Source organism: Rosettibacter primus, from assembly GCF_036860675.1.
Taxonomy (GTDB): domain Bacteria; phylum Bacteroidota; class Ignavibacteria; order Ignavibacteriales; family Melioribacteraceae; genus Rosettibacter; species Rosettibacter primus.
In genome coordinates, this window is sequence record NZ_JAYKGK010000011.1 from 85,536 (window position 1) to 107,671 (window position 22,136).

Sequence of the window (22,136 nt, forward strand, 5' to 3'; positions counted from 1 at the left end):
TTTATGATTCAATCAATTTCAAAAAAGTTTAGTAATTTATAGGTTACAATTTCATAACTTCGCCAAAAAATGAAAGAAGATAAAGAAATACAAAGTCAAAAAATTATTATTAAAGGGGCACGGCAGCACAACCTTAAAAATATATCTCTTGAAATTCCTAAAAATAAATTAGTTGTTTTTACAGGTGTGAGCGGAAGCGGTAAATCTTCGCTTGTGTTTGATACAATTTATGCAGAAGGTCAACGAAGATATGTTGAAAGTTTGTCTTCCTATGCAAGACAATTCTTAGAAAGAATAAGCAAGCCTGAAGTTGATTTTATTTATGGAATTTCTCCTGCTGTTGCAATTGAACAGAAAACTGGTGCACGTAATCCAAGGTCTACTGTTGGAACAAGCACAGAAATTTATGACTACTTAAGATTACTGTTTTCTCGAATTGGCAAAACTATTTGTTTTAATTGCGGCAATGAAGTAAAAAAAGACACAGTTGCAACTGTATCTCAATGGCTCGAAACCCAAAACGAAGAAGATAAATTCTATATTGGATTTCCCATTCACTATCATGAAGGCAGAACAATCGAAGAAGAAATTGATTTATTAAAGAAGAAAGGATTTTTCAGAATTTTTTATAAAGATGAATTAATTGATATTAATTCACAAACAATCGAAGAAATTATTTCAAAGATTAATCACAATTCTAAAAAAGAAATTATTATAGTACTCGACCGTTTCAAAATAAAAAAAGGGAAAGTAAGAGAAGCACTTGCCGAGTCAATTGAAATTAGTTTTAAAGAAGGGGAAGGAAGATTAACAATTATAAATGCAGACAAAAATGAATTAAAACATTTTACAAAATTCTATGAATGTTGCGGCATAAAATACGAAGAACCTGAACCTCGTTTCTTTTCATTTAATAATCCTTTTGGAGCTTGTCCAGTTTGTCAGGGTTTTGGCAAAACAATGGATTACGACATGAACCTTGTTGTTCCAGACCCCAATTTAAGTATTAGTGAAGGAGCTATTGCTCCATGGAGAACAGTTAAGTATAGTTCATACTTAAGAGACCTAATCAAACATAATAATAACAGAATTCCTCTTAATGTGCCATTTAAAAACTTAACTCAGGAACAAATAAATTTATTAAAAGAAGGGTTTGGAGGATTTGCTGGAATAAATGGCTTCTTCAAACATCTTGAAGAAAAAACATATAAGATGCACATAAGAGTACTTTTAAGTAAATACAGAGGTTACACCACATGTTCTGCATGCCGAGGTTCTCGCTTAAGACGCGAAGCACTTCAGGTAAAAATTGCCAATAAATCAATTCACGATATAGTTCAAATGTCTATTGAACAGGCTTATAACTTTTTTAAAAATCTTGAACTTAATGAAAATGAAAAATCAATTGCAAAAAGAATTCACGACGAAATCTTAAAACGACTTACGTTTTTAAATGATGTCGGACTTGGATATCTCACGCTTGATAGATTAAGCAGTACTCTATCTGGCGGCGAAACTCAAAGAATAAATTTAGCTACTTCACTTGGTTCGGCTTTAATGGGAACTCTCTATGTGCTTGATGAACCTTCAATAGGACTTCATCCCAGAGATAATTCAAGATTAATAAAAATATTGAAATCATTGAGAGATTTGGGGAACACAGTTCTTGTTGTTGAACATGACCCTGAGATGATGCGTGCAGCAGATTTAATTTTCGATATGGGTCCTCGTGCAGGAGTTCATGGCGGAGAGATAATTGCTAAAGGTACTTATGAGGAAATAATTAAAAATGAAAAATCTTTGACAGGAAAATATTTATCGGGTAAATTAAAAATTCCTGTTCCTTCTATAAGAAATACAAAAAAAACAGAATCCATAAAAATTATTGGTGCAAGAGAAAATAATCTTAAGAATGTTACTGTAGAAATTCCATTAAGAAAATTTGTAGTTATAACAGGAGTTAGCGGTTCAGGTAAAAGCACATTGGTTCACGATATTTTATATGGCGGATTGGTAAAACATTTTGGCGGCAACCCTCCAAAGTTAGGCAAATTTGATTCTATTGAAGGAACAAGATATATCGACGATGTTGTAATAGTTGACCAATCTCCTATTGGAAAATCACCTCGCTCAAATCCAATCAGTTATGTAAAAGGTTTTGAATTAATCCGCGAACTTTATGCTTCAACTCCTCAAGCTCGAGCAAGAGGTTATAAACCTGGATTTTTCTCTTTTAATATTCCAGGCGGAAGATGTGAAACTTGTGAAGGAGAAGGATTTGTAAAAATTGAAATGCAATTTATGGCAGACCTTTATCTCGAATGCGATGACTGCAAAGGAACAAGATTTAAAAAAGAAGTAAGAGAAATAACTTACAAAGGTAAAAATATTGTTGATGTTCTTAATATGACTGTTGATGAAGCTATTGAATTTTTTGTAAGTCATGACAAAATAGTTTCAATATTGAGAATGCTTTCCAATGTTGGATTGGGATATATAAAACTTGGTCAACCATCAACTACATTATCGGGAGGAGAAGCTCAAAGAGTTAAGTTAGCATATTACCTATCGCAGCAGAAAAAAAATCAACACACACTCTTTATCTTTGATGAGCCGACAACAGGATTACATTTTGATGACATAAATAAACTTTTAAAGTGCTTTCATGTTTTAATTGCAAATAACAATTCAGTGGTAATAATTGAACACAATCTAGATGTGATTAAATGTGCTGATTACATAATTGACCTCGGTCCAGAAGCAGGTGATAAAGGTGGTGAAATTGTTGCCACAGGGACTCCCGAAGAAATTGCTAATAATCCCAATTCATACACAGGACAATTTCTTAAAAAAGTCTTAGAAAATTAATAATTTGTTAAAAGCCCTGTTCTTTCTTTTACCATTATTTCTTATCATATTATTAAAAAAATTTTTTATGCATATGAAAACATCACTTTTAATAACAACACTTATAATATCATTCTTTATCAACCGTACAAATTTATATTCAGAAGATGGTTATAGATTGTGGCTAAGGTATGATAAAGTAACAAATAAAAGCTTACTAAAATCATACACAACTCAAATAAAGTATCTTTTAGTTGATAACAACTCACCCACTTTAAGTGCTGTTAAAGAAGAACTTCAAAATGGTTTAACTGGTTTATTGGGTAAAAATATTCCTGTTATTTCAGCAACAAAAAATAGAACTGTAATTGCATCTAATTATAAAAAATCAAAAATATTAAAAGAACTGAGTTTGTCCCCGGAAATTTCCAATATTCCTGATGATGGATATTTAATTCAAACATTAAAACACAAGGGAAATGATATAATTGTAATAACATCAAATAGTGATGTTGGTGTTATGTATGGTACTTTTGAATTCTTAAGATTACTTCAAACACAAAAACCAATAACAAATTTAAAAATCATTTCTTACCCTAAAATTAAATTAAGAATCTTAAATCACTGGGATAATCTCAATAGAACTGTAGAACGAGGTTATGCTGGTTTTTCAATATGGGATTGGCACAAATTACCTGATTATATTGATACTCGTTATAAAGATTATGCTCGTGCTAATGCATCAATTGGAATTAATGGAACGGTTCTAACAAATGTAAATGCAAATGCATGGGTTTTAACTCATGATTATCTTTTAAAAGTTGCTGCTCTTGCAAATGTATTTCGTACTTATGGAATTAAAGTTTATTTAACTGCAAGATTCAGTGCACCTATTGAAATTGGGAATTTAAAAACTGCAGACCCTTTAAATGAAGATGTAAGACAATGGTGGAAAGAAAAAGTAAAAGAGATTTACAGTTTAATTCCCGATTTCGGTGGATTTCTTGTCAAAGCAAATTCAGAAGGTCAACCCGGTCCACAGAACTATGGGCGAAGTCATGCCGATGGTGCAAATATGCTTGCCGAAGCTCTCGAACCTTATGGCGGTGTTGTTATGTGGCGAGCTTTTGTTTATGATAACAATATACCTGAGGATAGAGCCAAACAAGCTTATAACGAATTCAAACCTCTCGATGGAAAATTTAAAAAGAATGTTTTGATTCAGGTAAAAAATGGTCCAATTGATTTTCAACCTCGAGAACCTTTTCATCCACTTTTTGGGGCTATGCCAAATACTCCATTGATGATGGAATTTCAAATCACTCAGGAATATCTTGGTCAAGGGACTCATCTTGTTTACTTAGCTACTTTATTCAAAGAATGCCTTGAATCAGATACTTACTGCAAAGGCAAAGGTTCAACAGTTGCAAAAGTAATTGATGGAAGTCTTGATAATCATTCAATTTCTGGAATTGCCGGGGTGTCAAATATCGGCACTGATAGAAATTGGACTGGGCATTTATTTGGTCAGGCAAACTGGTATGCATTCGGAAGATTAGCCTGGAATCATGAATTAACTTCTGAAGAAGTTGCAGAGGAATGGATTAGACAAACTTTTTCTAATGACAATGAAGTGGTTTCAAAAATAAAAACAATTATGTTGAAATCCCGTGAAGATTGTGTCAATTATATGACTCCTCTTGGACTGCATCACATAATGGGATGGAATCACCATTATGGACCTGCTCCATGGATTAAAGATAAACATCGTGATGACTGGACTTCGGTTTACTATCATCGAGCTGATTCAAATGGAATTGGTTTTGACAGAACTGAAAAAGGAAGTAATGCAGTATCACAATATTATCCTGAAGTTGCAGAAATATTTTCTTCACTAGAAAAATGTCCCGATGAATATCTTCTCTGGTTTCATCATCTCCCATGGAACTACAAAATGAAATCAGGAAATACTTTATGGGAAGAACTTTGTTATCATTACTACAAAGGAGTAGAAGGAGTTAAAGAAACAATTAATATATGGAAGTCTCTCGAATCAAAAATTGATAAAGATGAATTTGAACATGTTAAAATGCTTCTAAACATTCAATTAAAAGAAGCAATATGGTGGAGAAATGCCTGCGTTTTATATTTTCAAACATTTTCAAAAATGCCAATACCAAATGAACTTGAAAAGCCAGATAAGAGTTTAGAGTATTACATGAATCTTAACTTCCCTTATGCACCAGGAATTTAATCACCAAATAAGGAAGTAGATTATGAAATACTGGTTAATGAAATCTGAACCCGAAGTATTTTCAATAGATGACTTAGCAAAATCAAAAAATCAAACAACATTCTGGGATGGTGTTCGAAATTATCAAGCAAGAAATTTCATGCGCGATGAAATGAAAATTGGCGACAAAGTAATTTTTTATCACAGCAACACAGAACCTCCTGCAGCAGTTGGAATTTGTGAAGTAGTAAAGGAAGCTTATCCAGATTTTACTGCATTCGACCCTAAAAGCAAATATTATGACCCAAAAAGCAAAAAAGAAAATCCAACCTGGTTTATGGTCGACATAAAACTTCTAAAAAAATTTGATAGGCCCGTTCATCTCGAAGAAATCAAAAAAAATCCTAAACTAAAAAACATGAAACTTGTTCAAAAAGGAAATAGATTATCTGTAATGCCAATAACAAAAGAAGAATTTAATGAAATAGTTTATATGAGCAATAAAAAATCATAAATAAATTTTCCATAGCAATTCATAAATTATTTTGATTTCGAGTTTAACGATGAATTTAAAAAGAGTAAGAATTCTTAAAGAAGGGAAAAATAAAAATGGTCCAATAGCTTATTGGATGCAAAGAGACCAGAGAGTTAATGACAACTGGGCATTAATTTATGCATACGAAATGGCTATCGAAAAAGATTCTCCATTAATTGTAATATTTAATATTGTCCCTTCTTTTCTTAATGCCACAATTCGACAATATTCTTTTATGATTGAGGGCTTAAAAAAAGTTAAAAAAAATCTTGATGAACTTAATATTGGTTTCTATTTACTAATTGGCAATCCCGAAGATACCATCCCGGAACTTTTAAGAAATGTTGAAGCATCACTTTTAATTGTGGATTTTAATCCATTAAAAATTGCAAGAAGATGGAAAAAATATGTTGCAGAAAAAATTGATATTCCATTTCAAGAAGTTGATGCACATAATATTGTTCCATGTTTAATTGCATCAAGCAAGCAGGAATTTGCTGCTTATACATTTCGTCCTAAAATTCATAAACTTCTTCCTGAATTTCTTGATGAATTTCCTGTGATAAAAAAATTAAGAAAAAATACTTTCATCAATAAAATTGACTGGAATTCTATTTATTCAAAACTAAATGTTGATAATACTGTAACAGAAGTAAACTGGATTTTACCTGGTGAAGATGAAGCTATTAAAATGCTCGATTTATTTATTGAAGAAAAACTTCACTTGTATTCAGAAAAAAGGAATGACCCTAATGAAAATGTTTTATCAAATCTTTCTCCATATCTGCATTTTGGACAAATTTCTGCTCAACGAATTACACTTGAACTTCTTAAAAGAACATCTTATTGCAAATCAAGAGAAGAATTTCTTGAGGAGCTAATTGTTAGAAGAGAACTGGCTGATAACTTTTGTTATTACAATAAAAAATATGATTCGTTCGAAGGATTTCCAGATTGGGCAAAACAAACTCTTAATGAACATCGCAAAGATAAGCGGGAATACATTTACTCACTTAAAGAACTTGAAAATGGAACCACTCATGATGATTTATGGAATGCAGCTCAACTCGAAATGGTTAAGAAAGGAAAAATGCATAGTTATTTAAGAATGTACTGGGCAAAAAAAATTTTACAATGGTCTGAATCTCCCGAAGCTGCTCTCAAAATAGCAATTTACTTAAATGATAAATATGAATTGGATGGAAGAGATCCAAACGGTTACACAGGCATTGCATGGTCAATTGGTGGAGTTCATGATAGAGCATGGAACGAAAGACCAATATTCGGTAAAATTCGTTATATGAATTATTCCGGATGCAAAAGAAAATTTGATATTCTAAAATACACTAACAACATATTTAAAGGTGAACAATGAAAAATCTAATTCGAATTTTTTTAATGCTAATTTTTCTGTTTATAAATAAAAATTATGCACAGAAAGATCTTCCGGAAAGAATAATCTTAAATCTAACCGAAACTCCTTACAACAGTATTGCAATTACCTGGCAATCACATCACAAATATAAAAATCCACAGGTGCAATATTCTGTTTCAACTAACTGGATAGAATTCAAAGAGAAAATAATTTCTACAAATGCATCAATCGATTCACTCACATTTGATAGCGGGAAAAAAGTTTATTACTATTCATCAATATTAAAAGACCTAATTGAAAATACAGTATATATATATCGCGTTGGCTCCGATTCGCTGTGGAGCGAATGGAATCAATTTAAAACTGCAAGTAAAAACATAAAGCCTTTTAAGTTTGTTTATCTTGGCGACCCGCAAAACAATTTATATGAAGATGTTTCAAGAATTTTCAGAGAAACATTTCGCAAAGCACCTGATGCTGCTTTCTGGTTATTTGTTGGTGATTTGACAGACGAACCTAACGATGAACAATGGCAGGAATGGTTCGAAGCATCTGGATTTATTCATAGAATGATACCTTCGATTATGGCTGTTGGCAATCATGACCTTACAATTGAATTCGTAGATGGAAAGAAAAAAAGAATCAATGATTATATACTTTGGAAAAAAATGTTTACACTTCCCGAAAATGGACTCGATAACATGAAAGAATCAGTTTATTATGTTGATTATCAAGGTGTAAGATTTATTTTTCTAAACACAAATTATAATTTGGAAGAACAGGTTAACTGGCTGAATAAAATTTTATCTTCTAATAAAAATAAGTGGACAATTGTAGTTTATCATCATCCTGTTTATTCAACTGGAGAAGGAAGAGACAACAAAAAAATTCGTGATGCATTTATGCCAATTTTCGATAAGTATAAAGTTGATTTGGTTTTACAGGGACACGACCATACTTATGCAAGAACTTATCGAATTAAAGGCGGAGAAATCAATCCTGAAGGAACTATTTATATTACTTCTGTATCTGGTCCAAAACAGTATAAAGCAAATCCAATGTATTCCAATTTAATTGAGAAACTTGGTTCTTTCACTCAATTATTTCAGGTAATATCAATTGATGAAAATAAATTAGTTTATGATTCTTTTACTGCTACAGGTGAGTTATTTGACCATTTTGAATTAACAAAATAATTTTCAATAAAGAGCAAGACTATTTGCGTCTTGCTCTTTTTATATTTTTCTCAAATTCTTCGTAAGATTTTTTCCCCTCGATAAATGAAATTAGTTTACCTGATTTATCAAAGATAAATGTTGCGGGTATTGCTCCATTCCAATCTTTATTTAACATATTAATTAGTTCTTCGTCATTTGAAAATGAATTTACATAAACTGGAAAATTCACTTTATTATTTTTTATAAACGGTTTTATCTTTGATTCAATTTCTTCTGGGAAATCTACACTGATGCCTACAAAGTCAACATCCTTAAATTCATTTGATAACTTTACTATTGCAGGAAATTCTTCTCTGCATGGTTCGCACCATGTAGCCCATATATTCAGAAATAATAATTTCCCTTTTCTATCCTTAATTAGTTTTTGAAGTTTATATTTATCAATTTTTTCTACTATTACATCATTGTTATGAGTTAACTTGAATCCTGTAAAAATGAAAACAAAAAATAGAAGGACAAAAAATTTTTTCATTTTAATTCACCCTTTTAATAGTGCAGCCAAATGCTTTTGTCTCTGTTTTAGATACTTTTTTCCCTTGAAGAATTTCATTTAATGCATTACGCAAATCTTCGCTTTTTACTTCTTCTTCTTTTCGTGAATCATCTATTCTTCCATGATAAAGAATTTCAAATTCAGAATTCAGCACATAAACTTCTGGTGTAACAGATGCTTTGAATTTATCTGCAATAACATTATTTACATCTTTTAGAATAATAAAGTTAAGATTATTCTTTTTTGCGTGCTCTTTAATTTCTTCTATACTTTCTTGTTTGTTGGAATTAATTCCTATAAAAGCAATTCCTTTATCTTTATATTCTTCGTAGATTTTTTCCATTCTTGAATTATATGCATTAGAAACAGGGCACTGAGTTGCGATAAAAAAAATTACAATTGCTTTTGAATTTTTGAAATCACTCAGTTGATATTCTTTTCCATTATAATCTTTCAGCATGAAATTTTCTACTTTCTTGACGGAATCATAATCAGCTTTTACTGTTGATAAGAAAAAAGCAGTTATAAAAATTATTGACAAAAATTTATTTAATGACCTCATTATTCTACCCTTTCGTTTAATTATTGTAATACTTTGCAAAGATATGAATGAAAACTTTTATATGCTAAAAATTCGTAAAAAAATATTTTTGTAATAGAACTTTTTTGTTTCAAATTTGTTTTTAGAAAAAATGCGCAGGAGGATTAATGAAAAAAATATTAATTCTATCAGTAATTTTAATTTTTGGATGCAATCCATCACCTGCTCAATTAAAAATTTCACCTGCATTTCCAAATCTTACATTTGAACAGCCTGTCGATATTCAAAATGCAAATGATGGAACAAACAGATTATTTATTGTTTCTCAACCCGGCAAAATTTATGTGATTAAAAATGATTCTAATGCAACTTCAGCAAAAGTCTTTTTGGACATTTCGGAAAAAGTATTATCTGGCGGCGAACAGGGATTACTCGGTTTAGCTTTCCATCCAGATTATAAAAATAATGGCTATTTTTTTGTTGATTACACAACAAATAACCCGAGAAGAACTATCATTTCAAGATTTAAGGTAAGCAAAAACAATCCAGATGTTGCAGATAAAAGCAGTGAACTAATTTTACTCGAAGTTGAACAGCCTTATTCAAATCATAATGGTGGACAATTAGCATTTGGACCAGATGGTTATCTTTATATTTCTCTTGGAGATGGAGGTTCAGCAGGAGACCCTCAAAACTATGCACAGAATTTAAAATCTCATCTTGGAAAAATTTTGAGAATTGATGTTAATAAGAGCGAAAACAATAAAAACTACTCAATTCCTAATGATAATCCATTCAAAGGAAACACTAATGGATTAAAAGAAGAAATTTATGCATGGGGCTTGAGAAATGTATGGCGTTTTAGTTTCGATAATTTAACTGGCAAACTCTGGGCTGCTGATGTAGGTCAAAATCTCTGGGAAGAAATTAATATTATAGAAAAAGCAAAAAATTATGGATGGAGAATAATGGAAGGATTTCATTGCTACAATCCATCAAGAAATTGTAATACAACAAATCTTACTATGCCAATCTGGGAATATGGTCATAATCAAGAAGGCGGTTATTCGATTACTGGCGGATTTGTATATCGTGGAAACAGAGTTAAAGAAATTTATGGAAAATATATTTATGCAGATTTTGTTACAGGAAATATCTGGGCACTCGAATATGACGGAAAGAATGTGAACAATAAATTACTTTTTAAGACAAACCACAGCATATCAACATTTGGGATTGATGAAAATAATGAACTTTATTTTGCAGATTATGCTGCTGGGAAAATCTATAAATTTGTTGCTATAACTGGCACCAAAGTACAGGGCTCCAATCTTTTGAACAGATTTGAATTATATCAGAATTATCCCAATCCTTTTAATCCTAAGACAGTCATTAGTTTTAATCTTCCAAACACAGGTTTTGTTACATTAAAAGTTTACGATATACTCGGAAAAGAAATTACAACATTAGTAGACGAGCATAAACTTCCCGGCATTTATGAAATTAATTTCGATGGAACTAATATTTCAAGTGGAGTTTATTTCTATAAGCTTATAACATCATCTGGATTTATAACAAAAAAAATGGTTATAGCAAGATAGAATTTCACAAAAATTATATTTTATAATAACACTCTTGCTTTGATTGTCTCCGGTATAGCTTTTAATTCTTTCAAAATTTCTTTTGGATGTTCTTTGCTGTCAATATCAATAATTACATATCCAATGTAAGGATCTGTTTGCAAATATTGAGCTCCAATGTTCAATTTACGTGCTGTAAAAACTTTGGCAATTTTATTCATTACACCGGGTTTGTTATGATGTATATGAAGATATCTTTGTTTATCAACATTTGGAGCTAAAGAAATTTCAACAAAGTTTGTTGCTCCAATAGTAGAACCAATATCGCAGTATTTAACTAATTTTTCAGAAACTTCGAGCGCAATATTTTCTTGAGCTTCTACTGTGCTGCCGCCAATATGTGGTGTCAATATAACATTAGGAAATTTTTGAAGAACACATATAAAATCATCACCATTAGAAACGGGTTCTTCTGGAAAAACATCAATTGCAGCTCCATTTAAATGTTTGTTTTCGATTGCTTCTGCTAAATCATTAAGATTAACAACACTACCTCTCGATGTATTAATTAAGTATGAACCTTTCTTCATCAAATTTAATTCTCGTTTTGTAATCATATTTTTTGTTAACTCTGTTTCCGGAACGTGAAGTGTAACGATGTCAGAAACCTGAAGTAATTCATCAAGTGAGCTGCAGGCTTTTGCATTTCCTAAACTTAATTTTTTCTCTATATCATAATAAAAAACATTCATACCTAGACTTTCAGCAAGAATAGAAACCTGAGAACCAATATGACCATATCCAACAATACCAATATTTTTCCCACGAACTTCAAAAGAATTTTTTGCTTCTTTAAGCCATCTGCCCTGATGAGCATAGAAATTTTTTTCTGGTATCCCTCTTATTAAAAAAATGCATTCACTTATAACCAACTCAGCTACAGAGCGAGTATTTGAAAATGGAGCATTAAAAACTGGAATCCCTTTCAATTTAGCAGCAAGCAAATCTACCTGATTTGTTCCTATGCTAAAGCAACCAATTGCAATTAACTTCTTAGCATACTTTAAAACTTCCTTTGTTAAATTAGTTCTTGACCTTATTCCAATAATATGAACATCTTTTATTTTATCAATTAGATGTTCATCATGTAAAGCATGCTTTAAGCATTCAACATTTGTATAACCGTATTTCCGGAAATAATTAATCGCATTTTCATGGATTCCTTCGAGAAGAAGTACCTTAATTTTCTCTTTTGGAAATGATAATTGTTTAGTTTGTTGGTTCATAACTATGAATAAATATACAGATTTAATTGTGCAAATATAAAGATGAGCAACTTAAAATGTGAATAGTATTTGAGAAGATGTTCAAAATAAGTTTTTAAATAATTAAAGAGGTCATTTGAGAAATAATGAACCAACCAACAAGATACTTGTTGATTTTAGTTAATAGTTCATCAATCTTGAATGGTTTTGCAATATAATCATCACAACCTGCAGCTAAACATCTTTCTTTATCCTGATGAAATGCATGCCCTGTCATTGCAATTACTGGAATAAGTTTAAATTTCTCTTTAGACTTTATTTCTTTTGTTAATTGTAGTCCATCCATCATTCCTTTTAATGAAATATCCATTAAAATTATGTCAAAATTATTTTTATTTATTTTATCTAAAGCATCTTCTGCTCTTTCAGCAATTACTACTTCGCAGATGCCGCTTAATTTTTTTGTTAAATACAATTGATTTATTTCTTCATCTTCAACTACAAGAACTTTAGGAACCGATGATTTTTTCGTAGCAGCCTGACTGTCAGATTTTTCTTTCAAATTGTTCCCATTATCTACTTTAATTTCATTATTAGCTAATTGCATATCACTTAATACAACTGTAAAAGTAGAACCTTTACCTTTAATACTTTTAACAGAAATTTGGGAATTAATTTTATCAACTAGACTTTTTACTAAAGACAAGCCAAGTCCAACACCTTCATATGGTCTGTTATAACCAATTCTCTCTTGTGTATATGGTTTAAATATATCTCCCATATATTCTTTTGATATTCCAATACCAGTATCTGTAACATCTACTGTCAAATTACCTTCCTGATTTCTATAAAGTGTAATTTCTACAGAACCTTCATTGGTATATTTAATTGCATTATCAATTAGATTTGAAAATATATGGTTAAGGCAATAAGTATCTGAATAAATTTGAGCATCTACCACTCTCTTGTCGAATTTAAGTGTTAGACCTTTTTGCTTTGCAGCTACAGAAAAACTTAAATATAAGTCGTTCAATATCTCATCTAATTTTACAAATTGAGGATTTGTTTTGAACTCGCCAACCTGCACACGTGAATAATTAAGTATTAAATCGATGTTCCTGATTATTCTACTACTTGCTTTATCTATAGCATCAAAATATTTTTTTTCATTGTCTGTTATATAAGGATTAAAAATATCTTTGAGTACTGATATCATCCCAAGCAGACCATTAAGAGGTGTTCTTATCTCATGAGAAATATTGGCAATAAAAGCATCTTTCAATCTATTTGCGGATTCAGCTCTCTCCTTGGCTTCAATCAAACTAAATTCAAGATTTTTTCTATCCGTTATATCACGTGATATAATATGGAACCCTTTAATATTGTCGCCATCATGTAATAGATTAATGTTGCTTCCCAACCAAATTCTTTGTCCATCTTTTTTAGTAATTGGTACTTCGAGATAAGTGGTTTGTTCTTTTTTAATATATTGGTGTACAAAATGATTTTTAACTAACTCATAATATTCTTTAGAAATAAAATCATGATATTTTATTTTCTTTATTTCATCTGTTGAATAACCTAATAATTTTGAACCCGCAGCATTTATTTGCAAAATATTACCTTCTAAATCTATCGTGTAAATTATATCGCTGGCATTTTCTACAACATTACGATACAATTTTTCTGATTGACGTAATAACTCACGATTTTTATATGCTTCTGTTACATCAGAAAATACTAACACTACTCCCTCTATTTCACCGGTATCCCCTTTAATCGGAGAAGCACTGTCTGATATATGTCGTTCAGTTCCATCGCGGGATATTAATACTGTATGATTAGATAATTCTACAATTTCGCCTGTCCTTAATACTTCCTCTACAGGATTAATAATTTTTTCTCTATCTATTGCACTTATTATGTTGAAAACTTTAGTTATAGGTAACCCTTTTGCTTCTTCAAAAGACCAGCCGCACATTTTTTCCGCTGTGGGATTCATTATCGTTATATTTCCATTAACATCAGTTGCTATTACACCATCCCCTATTGACTGTAATGTTATTGATAATTTTCTCTCACTCTCTCTAAGTTTTTTCTCTATTTCAAAATTTGCTAAACTAACTTCAATTGATATATATAATTCTCTGTCTTCTATTGGCTTTACAAGATAGCCATGTGGTGATGTAATCTTTGCTCTGTTTACTGTTTCATCGTCAGAATATGCTGTTAAATAAACAATTGGAACACGATATTTTGATAATATTTGTTGTGCAGTTTGAATACCATCAATACCACCTTTAAGGTGGATATCCATCAAAATCAAATCCGGTTTTGTTTCCAAAACTTTATCAATTGCTTCTTTTCCATTATCTGATACTCCTGCAACGCTGTGTCCAATATCTACTATTCTTTGCTGAAGTTCTAATGCAACAATTGATTCGTCTTCCACAATAAATATTCTTGCCATAAAAACCCCATTAAATATTACTAAAAATGATTCTAAATTCTGTATTATTTTTGGGATTAATAATTAACTCTCCATCTATTTGAGATACTAAATTAGATACTATTTTTAAGCCTAATGAATCACTGTTTTCAATATTAAAAGAATCAGGCAATCCTACTCCATTATCGCTTATAAGTAATTCAAGTTTAGAATTATCCTTATTTTTAAAAACTATTTCCACGCACTTTTTATGGGATTTTGGAATTTTATCTTTTGGGAAGGCATACTTAATAACATTAGTCAAAAGTTCATTGAGCAACAAACCTATCGGTACAGCTCTATCCACTGTTAATTTTATATCATCTATATCAAATTTAATTTCAGTATTATTAATATCGAATCTGTAAGTATCAAATATATTCGTAACAAGATTTTTTATGTACTCCGAAGAATTTATTTGACTAATATTTTTTGAGCGATAAAGTTTTTCATGAACGAGAGCTAATGAACGTATTCTTAATTGTGTTTCAGTAAAAATTGAAATTGATTCTTTATCGTGAAGTAATTTTGACTGCAAAAACAATAAACTTGATATTATTTGTAAATTGTTCTTCACACGATGATGAATTTCCTTTAACAATGTGTCCTTTTCTTTCAAAGAAGATCTTAATTCTTCAGCACTTAGTCTTAATTTTTCTGCCAAATATAATTGTACTATAGCAACAGAAATATGATGAGAAATTTCATACAGAATGCTATACTTTTCATCTTCTAATTCTAAAGGTTTATCAAATCCAAAGTTTAATTCACCAATCAATTCATTTTGAAAGTAAAGTGGGATAGAGATATATGAAATTATTCCTTTTTGATAAAGTTCTCTTTCCTGTGGATTTTTATATTCTGCATTTCTCATATCAGCCTGTAAATAGTATGGTAAATCAAGACTTTTATTTAGACCATAATAATTATCGAAATCATACTCTTCTGTATTTACTTCAAAAGTTTCTTCTGCTCTTAAACATGTAATAACAAGTACTTTTTTTCTTTCATTATCAAAAAATGAAAGTTCTGCCATCGTAAACTGAATAATCTTTCTATAAATTAAATCCGTTGTATTACGAAATACTTCATAAGGAGAATTAGCATTAATAATTCCCTTATAAATTTCTTCTAATGTCTCAAGTTTAATTGTATATTTTTTCAACATATCTTCAGTTTTTCTTCTTTCATTTATTTCAGCAATAAGCATTTGGTTCGATTGTTCCAACTCATAAGTTCTTTCTTTAATTTTTGATTCCAGAAGCTCTGTACTTCTTCTAAGAGAATCAATCATTAAGTTAAATGATTTTGCCAAAAATCCTATTTCGTCATCTCGTTCAACTTTAACCTGAACATTTAGATTACCTCTTTCCACCTCATATGTTGTACTTACTAATTCTCCAATCGGCTTTGTAATCATTTGAGAAAATCGAAATGCAACTAAAGAACCCAGTATAATGAAGATAGTTGAGAAAAGCATCATTCTCGAGAATAAATTTTCCATTGCTTTATTATATGAATCAAGAGAGATACCTATATGAATATAACCCCAATTAATACCTGTATATATAAATGGCTTACTGAACAAATAATTTTCTTTATTAAATAATTTTATGAATGCTATTTGTTCTGATTCTTTTTCCGTAGGTCTTATTGACTGTTCTTTTAATTCTTCAAAACGCCACCCATTTCTATCAAATATCAATGATAACCCTGAACTTTTGGAAAGAATAATAAAATCTAATGATTGTGAACTTGAAATAAGTTGAGTACAAAAATCAATAATGCCGCCATAATCTTCTGTAAATAATGTTGATCCTTCTGCTTGAATGATTGATTCAGCAATATCTTTTGCTTCAAAGCGCATCCTTTGTTGAATTACATTTTTTTGATTGATGTAATAGAAAAAAGCATAAATTATTGTAGAAATTAATAATATTGACCATGAGAGCAATGTAATTCTTGCTGTAATACTATTAAACCACCTTTTTATTAGCGTCCAGACGTAGGAAATATAAGCCTTTGATATTTTTAATTTTTTATTCATTTCATTAATAATTATTAAAAATAATATTGTACTTATTAAATAATTCCTTTGATTCTCTTAAATCTTCCTCAGAAATAGGAAATATCCTAGCCCCTCTCATTAAATTTAATATTTGTTTCCCTGCAACTGAAGTATGAAGGTTCATACCAACCTTTTTTATTTCATTACATAATTCTTCATCAAAATTTCTCCTTGCCGCAGCAAAATAATATATATATCCTGACGACTTAGCAAGAATAGATATTTGCTTTCTTAGTTGTGGATTTAATTCCGCGGCTGTTAGATAGGAACTTTCTCTTATTACTGCATAGTCAATTCTTTTGAAGAAAACAGAGTATAACTCATAATTGTCATTATTTCTTGATTCGACAATTTTAATTGTTCTATATTTTTTCTTCCCTAATTTATCATATAATTCAACTTGCAGCCAGCTTTTAGCTAATTGAACGGAATTAAATTTGGGCAAAACTATTTTTTGATTTATCAGCTGTTCAACATTTTCAACAGGATTACTAATATGTTTGATAAGGTAAAATCTTTCCTTCTTTTCTTTTTCATTGGAACTTGCTACTAAGATAGGTTTTAGTCTATTTGTAAATTTTAGTTTATAATAGTCCCATGAACTTATATTAATAATATCAAGAGAATTATTATAAACATCTTTATAAAGTTCATCTGGAGTGTTATAAAAATGAGGTTCTACAATTAGTGTCTTGAAAGGTTTATAAGTTGACAACTTTCTAATTTCTTCTACCCACTGGCTGAAGGATTCCTTAACAATACTGCCTGATGAATTAATATCAGGTGAATAAAATCCGAGTATTGCTTTTGATTGCTTGTTTTGTGCTAAACATAAATTAATTATTAAAATAAATGATGTTATAATTATCAACAATATTTTAAAATCTTTCTTCAACTTTATCAAAACTAACTTTTTATGGTAATCTTTTTTTTACTGATTTTAAAAGTTTTATTGTTTCCGATAAATCAGAATTATTAATAGCGACAAAACGTGCAGCCTGTGCAAGATTTAGTATCTGTCTACCTTCAGTAGAATTATGAAAGTTCAGGCTTATATCTAAAATTATGTTTTCAAAATCTTTATTATATCCCTTTCTTAAAGCAATGATAAGATTTATTAAACCCGTTGATGTATCAATTACTTTAATTTTGTTTTTTATCTGGGGATTTAATTCTTTAGCCACCGAAAAAGATGCTTCAGTTACTACTGCATATTTTATAGAACCAAAGAAAATGGCATTAATTAATTGAATTTCATTTTTGGGCGATTTAACAAAAACAATTCCATTAGCAGACTTATCTACACCAAATCTTGATTTAACCCAAATATCCATAAGGTCACTTTCACTTGATTTTGGTATATGCAGTTCTGCGTTATTAATATTACTTAATTGGTTTTCTACATTGCAGATTATAATATATCTTTGAAATTTTTCTTCTAATGACTTTGAAGAGGTAAAAACAGGATAGAAAAATTTATCAAAGCCCTCATTTACATAATGAATTGAAAATAATGCTATAGCATCAATTTTATTATTCTTAATATCTTCTAATAATTGAGTTTTAGAATAATATTGTTGAACAGAAAATTTTCCGCCTTCAAGACCTTGGTTATTTAATTTTTTTATAAACAACTTTGACCAGTAGTCCCATGATTCATTAATTTGTTTCATGTAATTTTGTTCTATAGTAGGGAAATATAGTGCCCATCTCAGTATGGTTTTATCTGATTGTGCATATTGCATATTACTGCTTATTAAGCAAACAAAAAGTAATATTGTTAATTTTTCTTTAAAGGTCCTCATTTTAAAAAGTCGTTTGTTTATAAAAATTTCATTTTACTTGTTTTACTAATTTTTCAGTTTCTTGTAAATCGAGGGGAACAATTGGTACAAATCGAGCTGCTTGAGCTAAATTTAATATTTGTTTGCCTTCTACAGATTTATGAAGATTTGAACAAACATCAATTATTGTATTAGTATTCCCTTTATCATATTCTTTTCTAACTACAATAAGAAAATTTATTAAGTCAGGTGATATATCAATAATCTTAACTTTACTTTTTATTTGTGGATTTAATTCCATAGCAACATAAAGTGAAGCATCAGAAACAACAGCATAATTTATTGTATTAAAAAAGACTGAGTATATTAACTGACTTTCTGTTTTTGACAACTTGGTAATTTTAACATTTTTCCATCGAGAAAATTTTTTATTACCAATCTTTGATTTTACCCAGATAGACATTAAATTACTATTATCTGATTCGGGCAAGTTAAATTCAATATTATCGACAGAATTTAAATCACCGCTTTTCTGTGTATTACAAATTATTACATATCTCAGAAGTTTATTTTCTAATGATTTTGAAGTTGTAAGAATCGGGTAAAAATATTTATCCAATCCATAATTAAAATAATCTGTTGTAAATAATGTAAGTACATCAATTTTGTTATTCATTATGTCGGTCATTAATTTTTCAAATGAATTATACTGAACTGCTATAAATTTACCTCCCTTTACATTTTTATTTGTAGACTTACTCTTAAATAAATCCATCCATGCATTCCAGGACTTATAAATTTTTTCAACATAGTTTCTATTTACTTCTGGAAAATAAAGACCCCAATAAAGTGTATCCTGTCTATTTTGCGCAATTGTGATATTCGAAATTAAACCAAAAACTAATAAAGTAAGAGCCAATATGTTATAATAACATTTCATCTTTAATCGCAGCTCTAATTAATTTTGGTTTGATTAAACTTTACTAATTTTTTTGTTTCATCTAAATCCGATTCATTAATTGAAAAAAATCTTTCTGCCTGTATCAGATTTAATATTTGTCTGCCTTCTACTGACTTATGGATATTTAAGCACAGCTCCATAATTTTTTCAGCAACATATTCTTTAATCTTTTTATTAAATGAAATTATTATATAAAGAAAGTCTGGGGAAACACTTAACACCTTTACTTTATTCTTTATCTGCGGATTTAATTCTTTAGCCAATTGAAATGAGGCTTCTGAAACAACAGCATAGTTAATTGTATTAAAGAAGACTGAGATGATTAGTTGAATTTCTGTTTTTGTTGTTTTTATTATTTTAATCTTGTTTTTCTTTGAAGAATTATTAATGTTAAATTTTGATTTTATCCAGGTAACAAGCAGCTCGTCTGTATATAACTTAGGAGTATAAAGTTCTGCATTTTTTAATTTTTCAATATTGTTTTCTGCTTTTTCACTACTAATTATTAAATACTTTTCATACTTACTTTCTTGTGATTTTGAAATTGTAAGTGCTGGATAAAAATAATCATTTATGCCACTTTTAAAATAAGTTAACGAAGGAAAGCTTATTACTTCGATTTTGTTTTTACGCACATCTTGTAAAAAATCTGCTATGGAAGTATAACGTCTACTTATAAAAACTGCTTCCTGAACTCTTTTATCATTAGATTTATTTTTAATAAATTCCACCCAGTATCTTAATGACTCGCCTATTTTTCTTGCTACAACCTCATCTACAGAAGTAAAATAAAATCCCCATCTAACGGTGTCGGGCTGTGTCAGTGCAGTAATTTCATAATAACCAAGAATTATTAAAAATAAAAATATGATCACTCTTTTATTAATTGATTGCATATATATTTTTATTCGTTTAAAGAGAATATCACATTTGTTTATTTAATATCTCCAAAAATTTTTTCCAATTCCAAAATTGTACAAATTCGATTGAATTGTGTGTATTCATATTGCGCACTCAGGAATGATTCATACAATTGAGCTTGAATAAAATCGGACACCGAACCCATATCATTCATATATGCTTTTAACTGCAATTCTCTGTATTCAGTTGCTGTTTCCATTGCTGCTTTTGCCGATTCAACTTGATTATTTACGGCTCTTAATTCATTTAATAATTTTTCTTTTTGAAACTTCAATGCTTCGTTCAAATATAATTTTTGTGTTTGGTACTTTGATAATTCTGCTTTCATTTCCTCAACTTTGCCTTCAGTTCTAAAACCATTAAATAATGACCATTTAATTCCTATTCCTACTGATAAAATATTTCTATTCTCTTCTGTAAAGAATCCATATTGATAATGATTGTCCAATCTTCTATAACTACTTATCAATGCAAAAGATGGATAGTAATCGCTTTTAGCTTCTTTTACTTTATATTCAAATGCCTTTATAGCATTATTAATCTTCTGCATATTTATATTTAATTCAGTTAGTAATTCTGATTCTAAATATTTCTCTATTACATCATTATCATAGTCGTTCAATGGTGGTATTATGGTTAATTCTTCATTTGAATCAATACTAATAAAAAACTTCAGTGCAGATAATGCAGTTTTCAAATTTGATGAAATAGTTTCATTCAAGCCTTTAAATGTTTCATATGCCATTTTGATTTTTAGGTAATCAAGTTTGTTCACATTTTCTGAGCCGGCATTATATAAACTTTCTGTAAGTTTATAAGTGGTTTCGAATCTAATTAGTGCATCATTAAAAATATTACTTACTTTCTGTGCCATCACAACTGAATAAAATGCTTTTTTAACATTATACTTTATTTCACTTTCTGTTAATTCTAAGTCGCTCTTAGCTATAGACAATCCTAATTTTGCTTGTTCAATAACAGAATTAATTTTCCCACCTGTATATAATGGATAAATTAGAGAAGCTTCTGAAAGTATACTTTTATTTTCCGCAACTGAAAATTTTTGAGGTGGAATTTCGATTGAAGAAAATGGTAAAGAAAATGTACCCATATTTATTGGTGGCATCTGAATTTTGAGAGGAGGCTGAGTAAATGTAAAATCTTCATCACTTACAAAAGCAAACGAAGAAATTTCAAATTGTGGATACTTTATAGATTTTGCTTGCTTTATCTGTGCTTCACTTCTCTTAATTGCCAATTTAGAAATTTCCTTTTGCTTGTTTTTTTCTAAAGCTAACTTTATACAATCTTCTAATGTCAATTCTTTATAATTATTTGATTGCGCTTGAATTGTATAAGTGATAGCTAGAATTAGTAGTAATTTATACATTTAAAGAAGTCTCCTAACTTAATAAATATTAATTTTGAGCATAGCTCACCACTATATAGTATTATCTACTATATAATTATCGAATTAATTTTAACAATCTTTAAAGCAAATTAAAAAAGAAGAAAAGCTTTTTGCTTTGCAATTGAATAAAGAGAAATATGATAAAAAATAAAAATTAATAATATTCATTCTCTTTTTTAAAACAACCTGAAGTTTTTATTTAATACGAAAGATTTTTCAGTAATTATCCTATAAAGGTTTGGAAAATTTATTAGTAAAAATTATATTTGTGCCTCGAAATTTAAGATATGGGCGCGTAGCTCAGGGGTAGAGCATTTGCCTTTTAAGCAAAGGGTCGGTGGTTCGAGCCCACCCGCGCTCACCAACTAATAAGAATCCTGCATATCAAGCAGGATT

16 protein-coding genes and 1 tRNA gene are annotated in these 22,136 nt (G+C 29.7%); 7 read left to right on the forward strand and 10 right to left on the reverse strand.

Annotation, left to right across the window (positions count from 1 at the left end; translation table 11 throughout):
- The first annotated feature begins 69 nt into the window (after positions 1-69).
- From uvrA to VJY32_RS12545, 5 genes are all read left to right on the forward strand, one after another.
- Positions 70-2,868, forward strand: a complete 2,799-nt coding sequence (gene uvrA, locus VJY32_RS12525; protein ID WP_353678266.1) for an excinuclease ABC subunit UvrA — start codon at positions 70-72, stop codon at positions 2,866-2,868.
- 73 nt (positions 2,869-2,941) lie between these two features.
- Entirely contained in the window at positions 2,942-5,101 is a 2,160-nt protein-coding gene (locus tag VJY32_RS12530) for an alpha-glucuronidase family glycosyl hydrolase (protein ID WP_353678267.1), read from the forward strand.
- A gap of 22 nt (positions 5,102-5,123) precedes the next feature.
- On the forward strand, positions 5,124-5,594 hold the full coding sequence (locus VJY32_RS12535; protein WP_353678268.1) for an EVE domain-containing protein: 471 nt from the start codon (positions 5,124-5,126) through the stop codon (positions 5,592-5,594).
- 49 nt (positions 5,595-5,643) lie between these two features.
- The gene (locus tag VJY32_RS12540) at positions 5,644-6,990 is read left to right on the forward strand and encodes a deoxyribodipyrimidine photo-lyase (RefSeq protein WP_353678269.1); all 1,347 of its coding nucleotides are present in this window, start codon (positions 5,644-5,646) and stop codon (positions 6,988-6,990) included.
- On the forward strand, positions 6,987-8,186 hold the full coding sequence (locus VJY32_RS12545) for a purple acid phosphatase family protein (RefSeq protein ID WP_353678270.1): 1,200 nt from the start codon (positions 6,987-6,989) through the stop codon (positions 8,184-8,186). The genes VJY32_RS12540 and VJY32_RS12545 overlap by 4 nt, the downstream gene beginning before the upstream one ends.
- 19 nt (positions 8,187-8,205) lie before the next feature.
- On the opposite strand, the gene VJY32_RS12550 is transcribed toward VJY32_RS12545, so the two are convergent.
- Entirely contained in the window at positions 8,206-8,700 is a 495-nt protein-coding gene (locus tag VJY32_RS12550; RefSeq protein ID WP_353678271.1) for a TlpA family protein disulfide reductase, read from the reverse strand.
- A 1-nt stretch (position 8,701) separates the two neighbouring features.
- Positions 8,702-9,283 carry a thioredoxin family protein gene (locus VJY32_RS12555; protein WP_353678272.1) on the reverse strand — a complete coding sequence of 194 codons (582 nt, stop codon included), beginning with the start codon at positions 9,281-9,283 and terminating at the stop codon, positions 8,702-8,704.
- Between the two features lie 146 nt (positions 9,284-9,429).
- Here VJY32_RS12555 and VJY32_RS12560 point away from each other — a divergent pair, with 146 nt between their 5' ends.
- The gene (locus VJY32_RS12560; RefSeq protein WP_353678273.1) at positions 9,430-10,863 is read left to right on the forward strand and encodes a PQQ-dependent sugar dehydrogenase; all 1,434 of its coding nucleotides are present in this window, start codon (positions 9,430-9,432) and stop codon (positions 10,861-10,863) included.
- 20 nt (positions 10,864-10,883) lie between these two features.
- Here the strand turns inward: VJY32_RS12560 and serA are convergent, their stop codons facing one another.
- The 8 genes from serA to VJY32_RS12600 form a co-directional block, all read right to left on the reverse strand.
- On the reverse strand, positions 10,884-12,128 hold the full coding sequence (gene serA / locus VJY32_RS12565; protein ID WP_353678274.1) for a phosphoglycerate dehydrogenase: 1,245 nt from the start codon (positions 12,126-12,128) through the stop codon (positions 10,884-10,886).
- Positions 12,129-12,222: 94 nt separating this feature from the next.
- Positions 12,223-14,577 carry a response regulator gene (locus VJY32_RS12570; RefSeq protein ID WP_353678275.1) on the reverse strand — a complete coding sequence of 785 codons (2,355 nt, stop codon included), beginning with the start codon at positions 14,575-14,577 and terminating at the stop codon, positions 12,223-12,225.
- 10 nt (positions 14,578-14,587) lie between these two features.
- Complete coding sequence (locus VJY32_RS12575; RefSeq protein ID WP_353678276.1) at positions 14,588-16,642, reverse strand: histidine kinase dimerization/phosphoacceptor domain -containing protein; 2,055 nt, start codon at positions 16,640-16,642, stop codon at positions 14,588-14,590.
- A 4-nt stretch (positions 16,643-16,646) separates the two neighbouring features.
- Positions 16,647-17,567: a PhnD/SsuA/transferrin family substrate-binding protein gene (locus VJY32_RS12580; RefSeq protein WP_353678277.1), complete on the reverse strand. Its 921-nt coding sequence runs from the start codon at positions 17,565-17,567 to the stop codon at positions 16,647-16,649.
- 10 nt (positions 17,568-17,577) lie between these two features.
- Positions 17,578-18,408 (reverse strand): PhnD/SsuA/transferrin family substrate-binding protein, encoded by an 831-nt coding sequence (locus VJY32_RS12585; RefSeq protein ID WP_353678278.1) that lies wholly within the window; start codon positions 18,406-18,408, stop codon positions 17,578-17,580.
- 88 nt (positions 18,409-18,496) lie between these two features.
- Entirely contained in the window at positions 18,497-19,387 is an 891-nt protein-coding gene (locus VJY32_RS12590) for a PhnD/SsuA/transferrin family substrate-binding protein (RefSeq protein ID WP_353678279.1), read from the reverse strand.
- Between the two features lie 14 nt (positions 19,388-19,401).
- Positions 19,402-20,304: a PhnD/SsuA/transferrin family substrate-binding protein gene (locus tag VJY32_RS12595; protein WP_353678280.1), complete on the reverse strand. Its 903-nt coding sequence runs from the start codon at positions 20,302-20,304 to the stop codon at positions 19,402-19,404.
- A 38-nt stretch (positions 20,305-20,342) separates the two neighbouring features.
- Positions 20,343-21,719 (reverse strand): TolC family protein, encoded by a 1,377-nt coding sequence (locus VJY32_RS12600; protein ID WP_353678281.1) that lies wholly within the window; start codon positions 21,717-21,719, stop codon positions 20,343-20,345.
- Between the two features lie 310 nt (positions 21,720-22,029).
- Between VJY32_RS12600 and VJY32_RS12605 the strand changes: the two genes are divergently transcribed.
- A tRNA-Lys gene (locus tag VJY32_RS12605) sits at positions 22,030-22,104 on the forward strand.
- The last annotated feature ends 32 nt before the right edge of the window (positions 22,105-22,136 follow it).

Excerpts from the sequence above, each read along its gene's own strand:
- uvrA (WP_353678266.1), top strand. The coding sequence starts at position 70 with ATGAAAGAAGATAAAGAAATACAAAGTCAAAAAATTATTATTAAAGGG.
- VJY32_RS12530 (WP_353678267.1), top strand. The coding sequence starts at position 2,942 with ATGAAAACATCACTTTTAATAACAACACTTATAATATCATTCTTTATC.
- VJY32_RS12535 (WP_353678268.1), top strand. The coding sequence starts at position 5,124 with ATGAAATACTGGTTAATGAAATCTGAACCCGAAGTATTTTCAATAGAT.
- VJY32_RS12540 (WP_353678269.1), top strand. The coding sequence starts at position 5,644 with ATGAATTTAAAAAGAGTAAGAATTCTTAAAGAAGGGAAAAATAAAAAT.
- VJY32_RS12545 (WP_353678270.1), top strand. The coding sequence starts at position 6,987 with ATGAAAAATCTAATTCGAATTTTTTTAATGCTAATTTTTCTGTTTATA.
- VJY32_RS12550 (WP_353678271.1), bottom strand. The coding sequence starts at position 8,700 with ATGAAAAAATTTTTTGTCCTTCTATTTTTTGTTTTCATTTTTACAGGA.
- VJY32_RS12555 (WP_353678272.1), bottom strand. The coding sequence starts at position 9,283 with ATGAGGTCATTAAATAAATTTTTGTCAATAATTTTTATAACTGCTTTT.
- VJY32_RS12560 (WP_353678273.1), top strand. The coding sequence starts at position 9,430 with ATGAAAAAAATATTAATTCTATCAGTAATTTTAATTTTTGGATGCAAT.
- serA (WP_353678274.1), bottom strand. The coding sequence starts at position 12,128 with ATGAACCAACAAACTAAACAATTATCATTTCCAAAAGAGAAAATTAAG.
- VJY32_RS12570 (WP_353678275.1), bottom strand. The coding sequence starts at position 14,577 with ATGGCAAGAATATTTATTGTGGAAGACGAATCAATTGTTGCATTAGAA.
- VJY32_RS12575 (WP_353678276.1), bottom strand. The coding sequence starts at position 16,642 with ATGAATAAAAAATTAAAAATATCAAAGGCTTATATTTCCTACGTCTGG.
- VJY32_RS12585 (WP_353678278.1), bottom strand. The coding sequence starts at position 18,408 with ATGCAATATGCACAATCAGATAAAACCATACTGAGATGGGCACTATAT.
- VJY32_RS12590 (WP_353678279.1), bottom strand. The coding sequence starts at position 19,387 with ATGAAATGTTATTATAACATATTGGCTCTTACTTTATTAGTTTTTGGT.
- VJY32_RS12595 (WP_353678280.1), bottom strand. The coding sequence starts at position 20,304 with ATGCAATCAATTAATAAAAGAGTGATCATATTTTTATTTTTAATAATT.
- VJY32_RS12600 (WP_353678281.1), bottom strand. The coding sequence starts at position 21,719 with ATGTATAAATTACTACTAATTCTAGCTATCACTTATACAATTCAAGCG.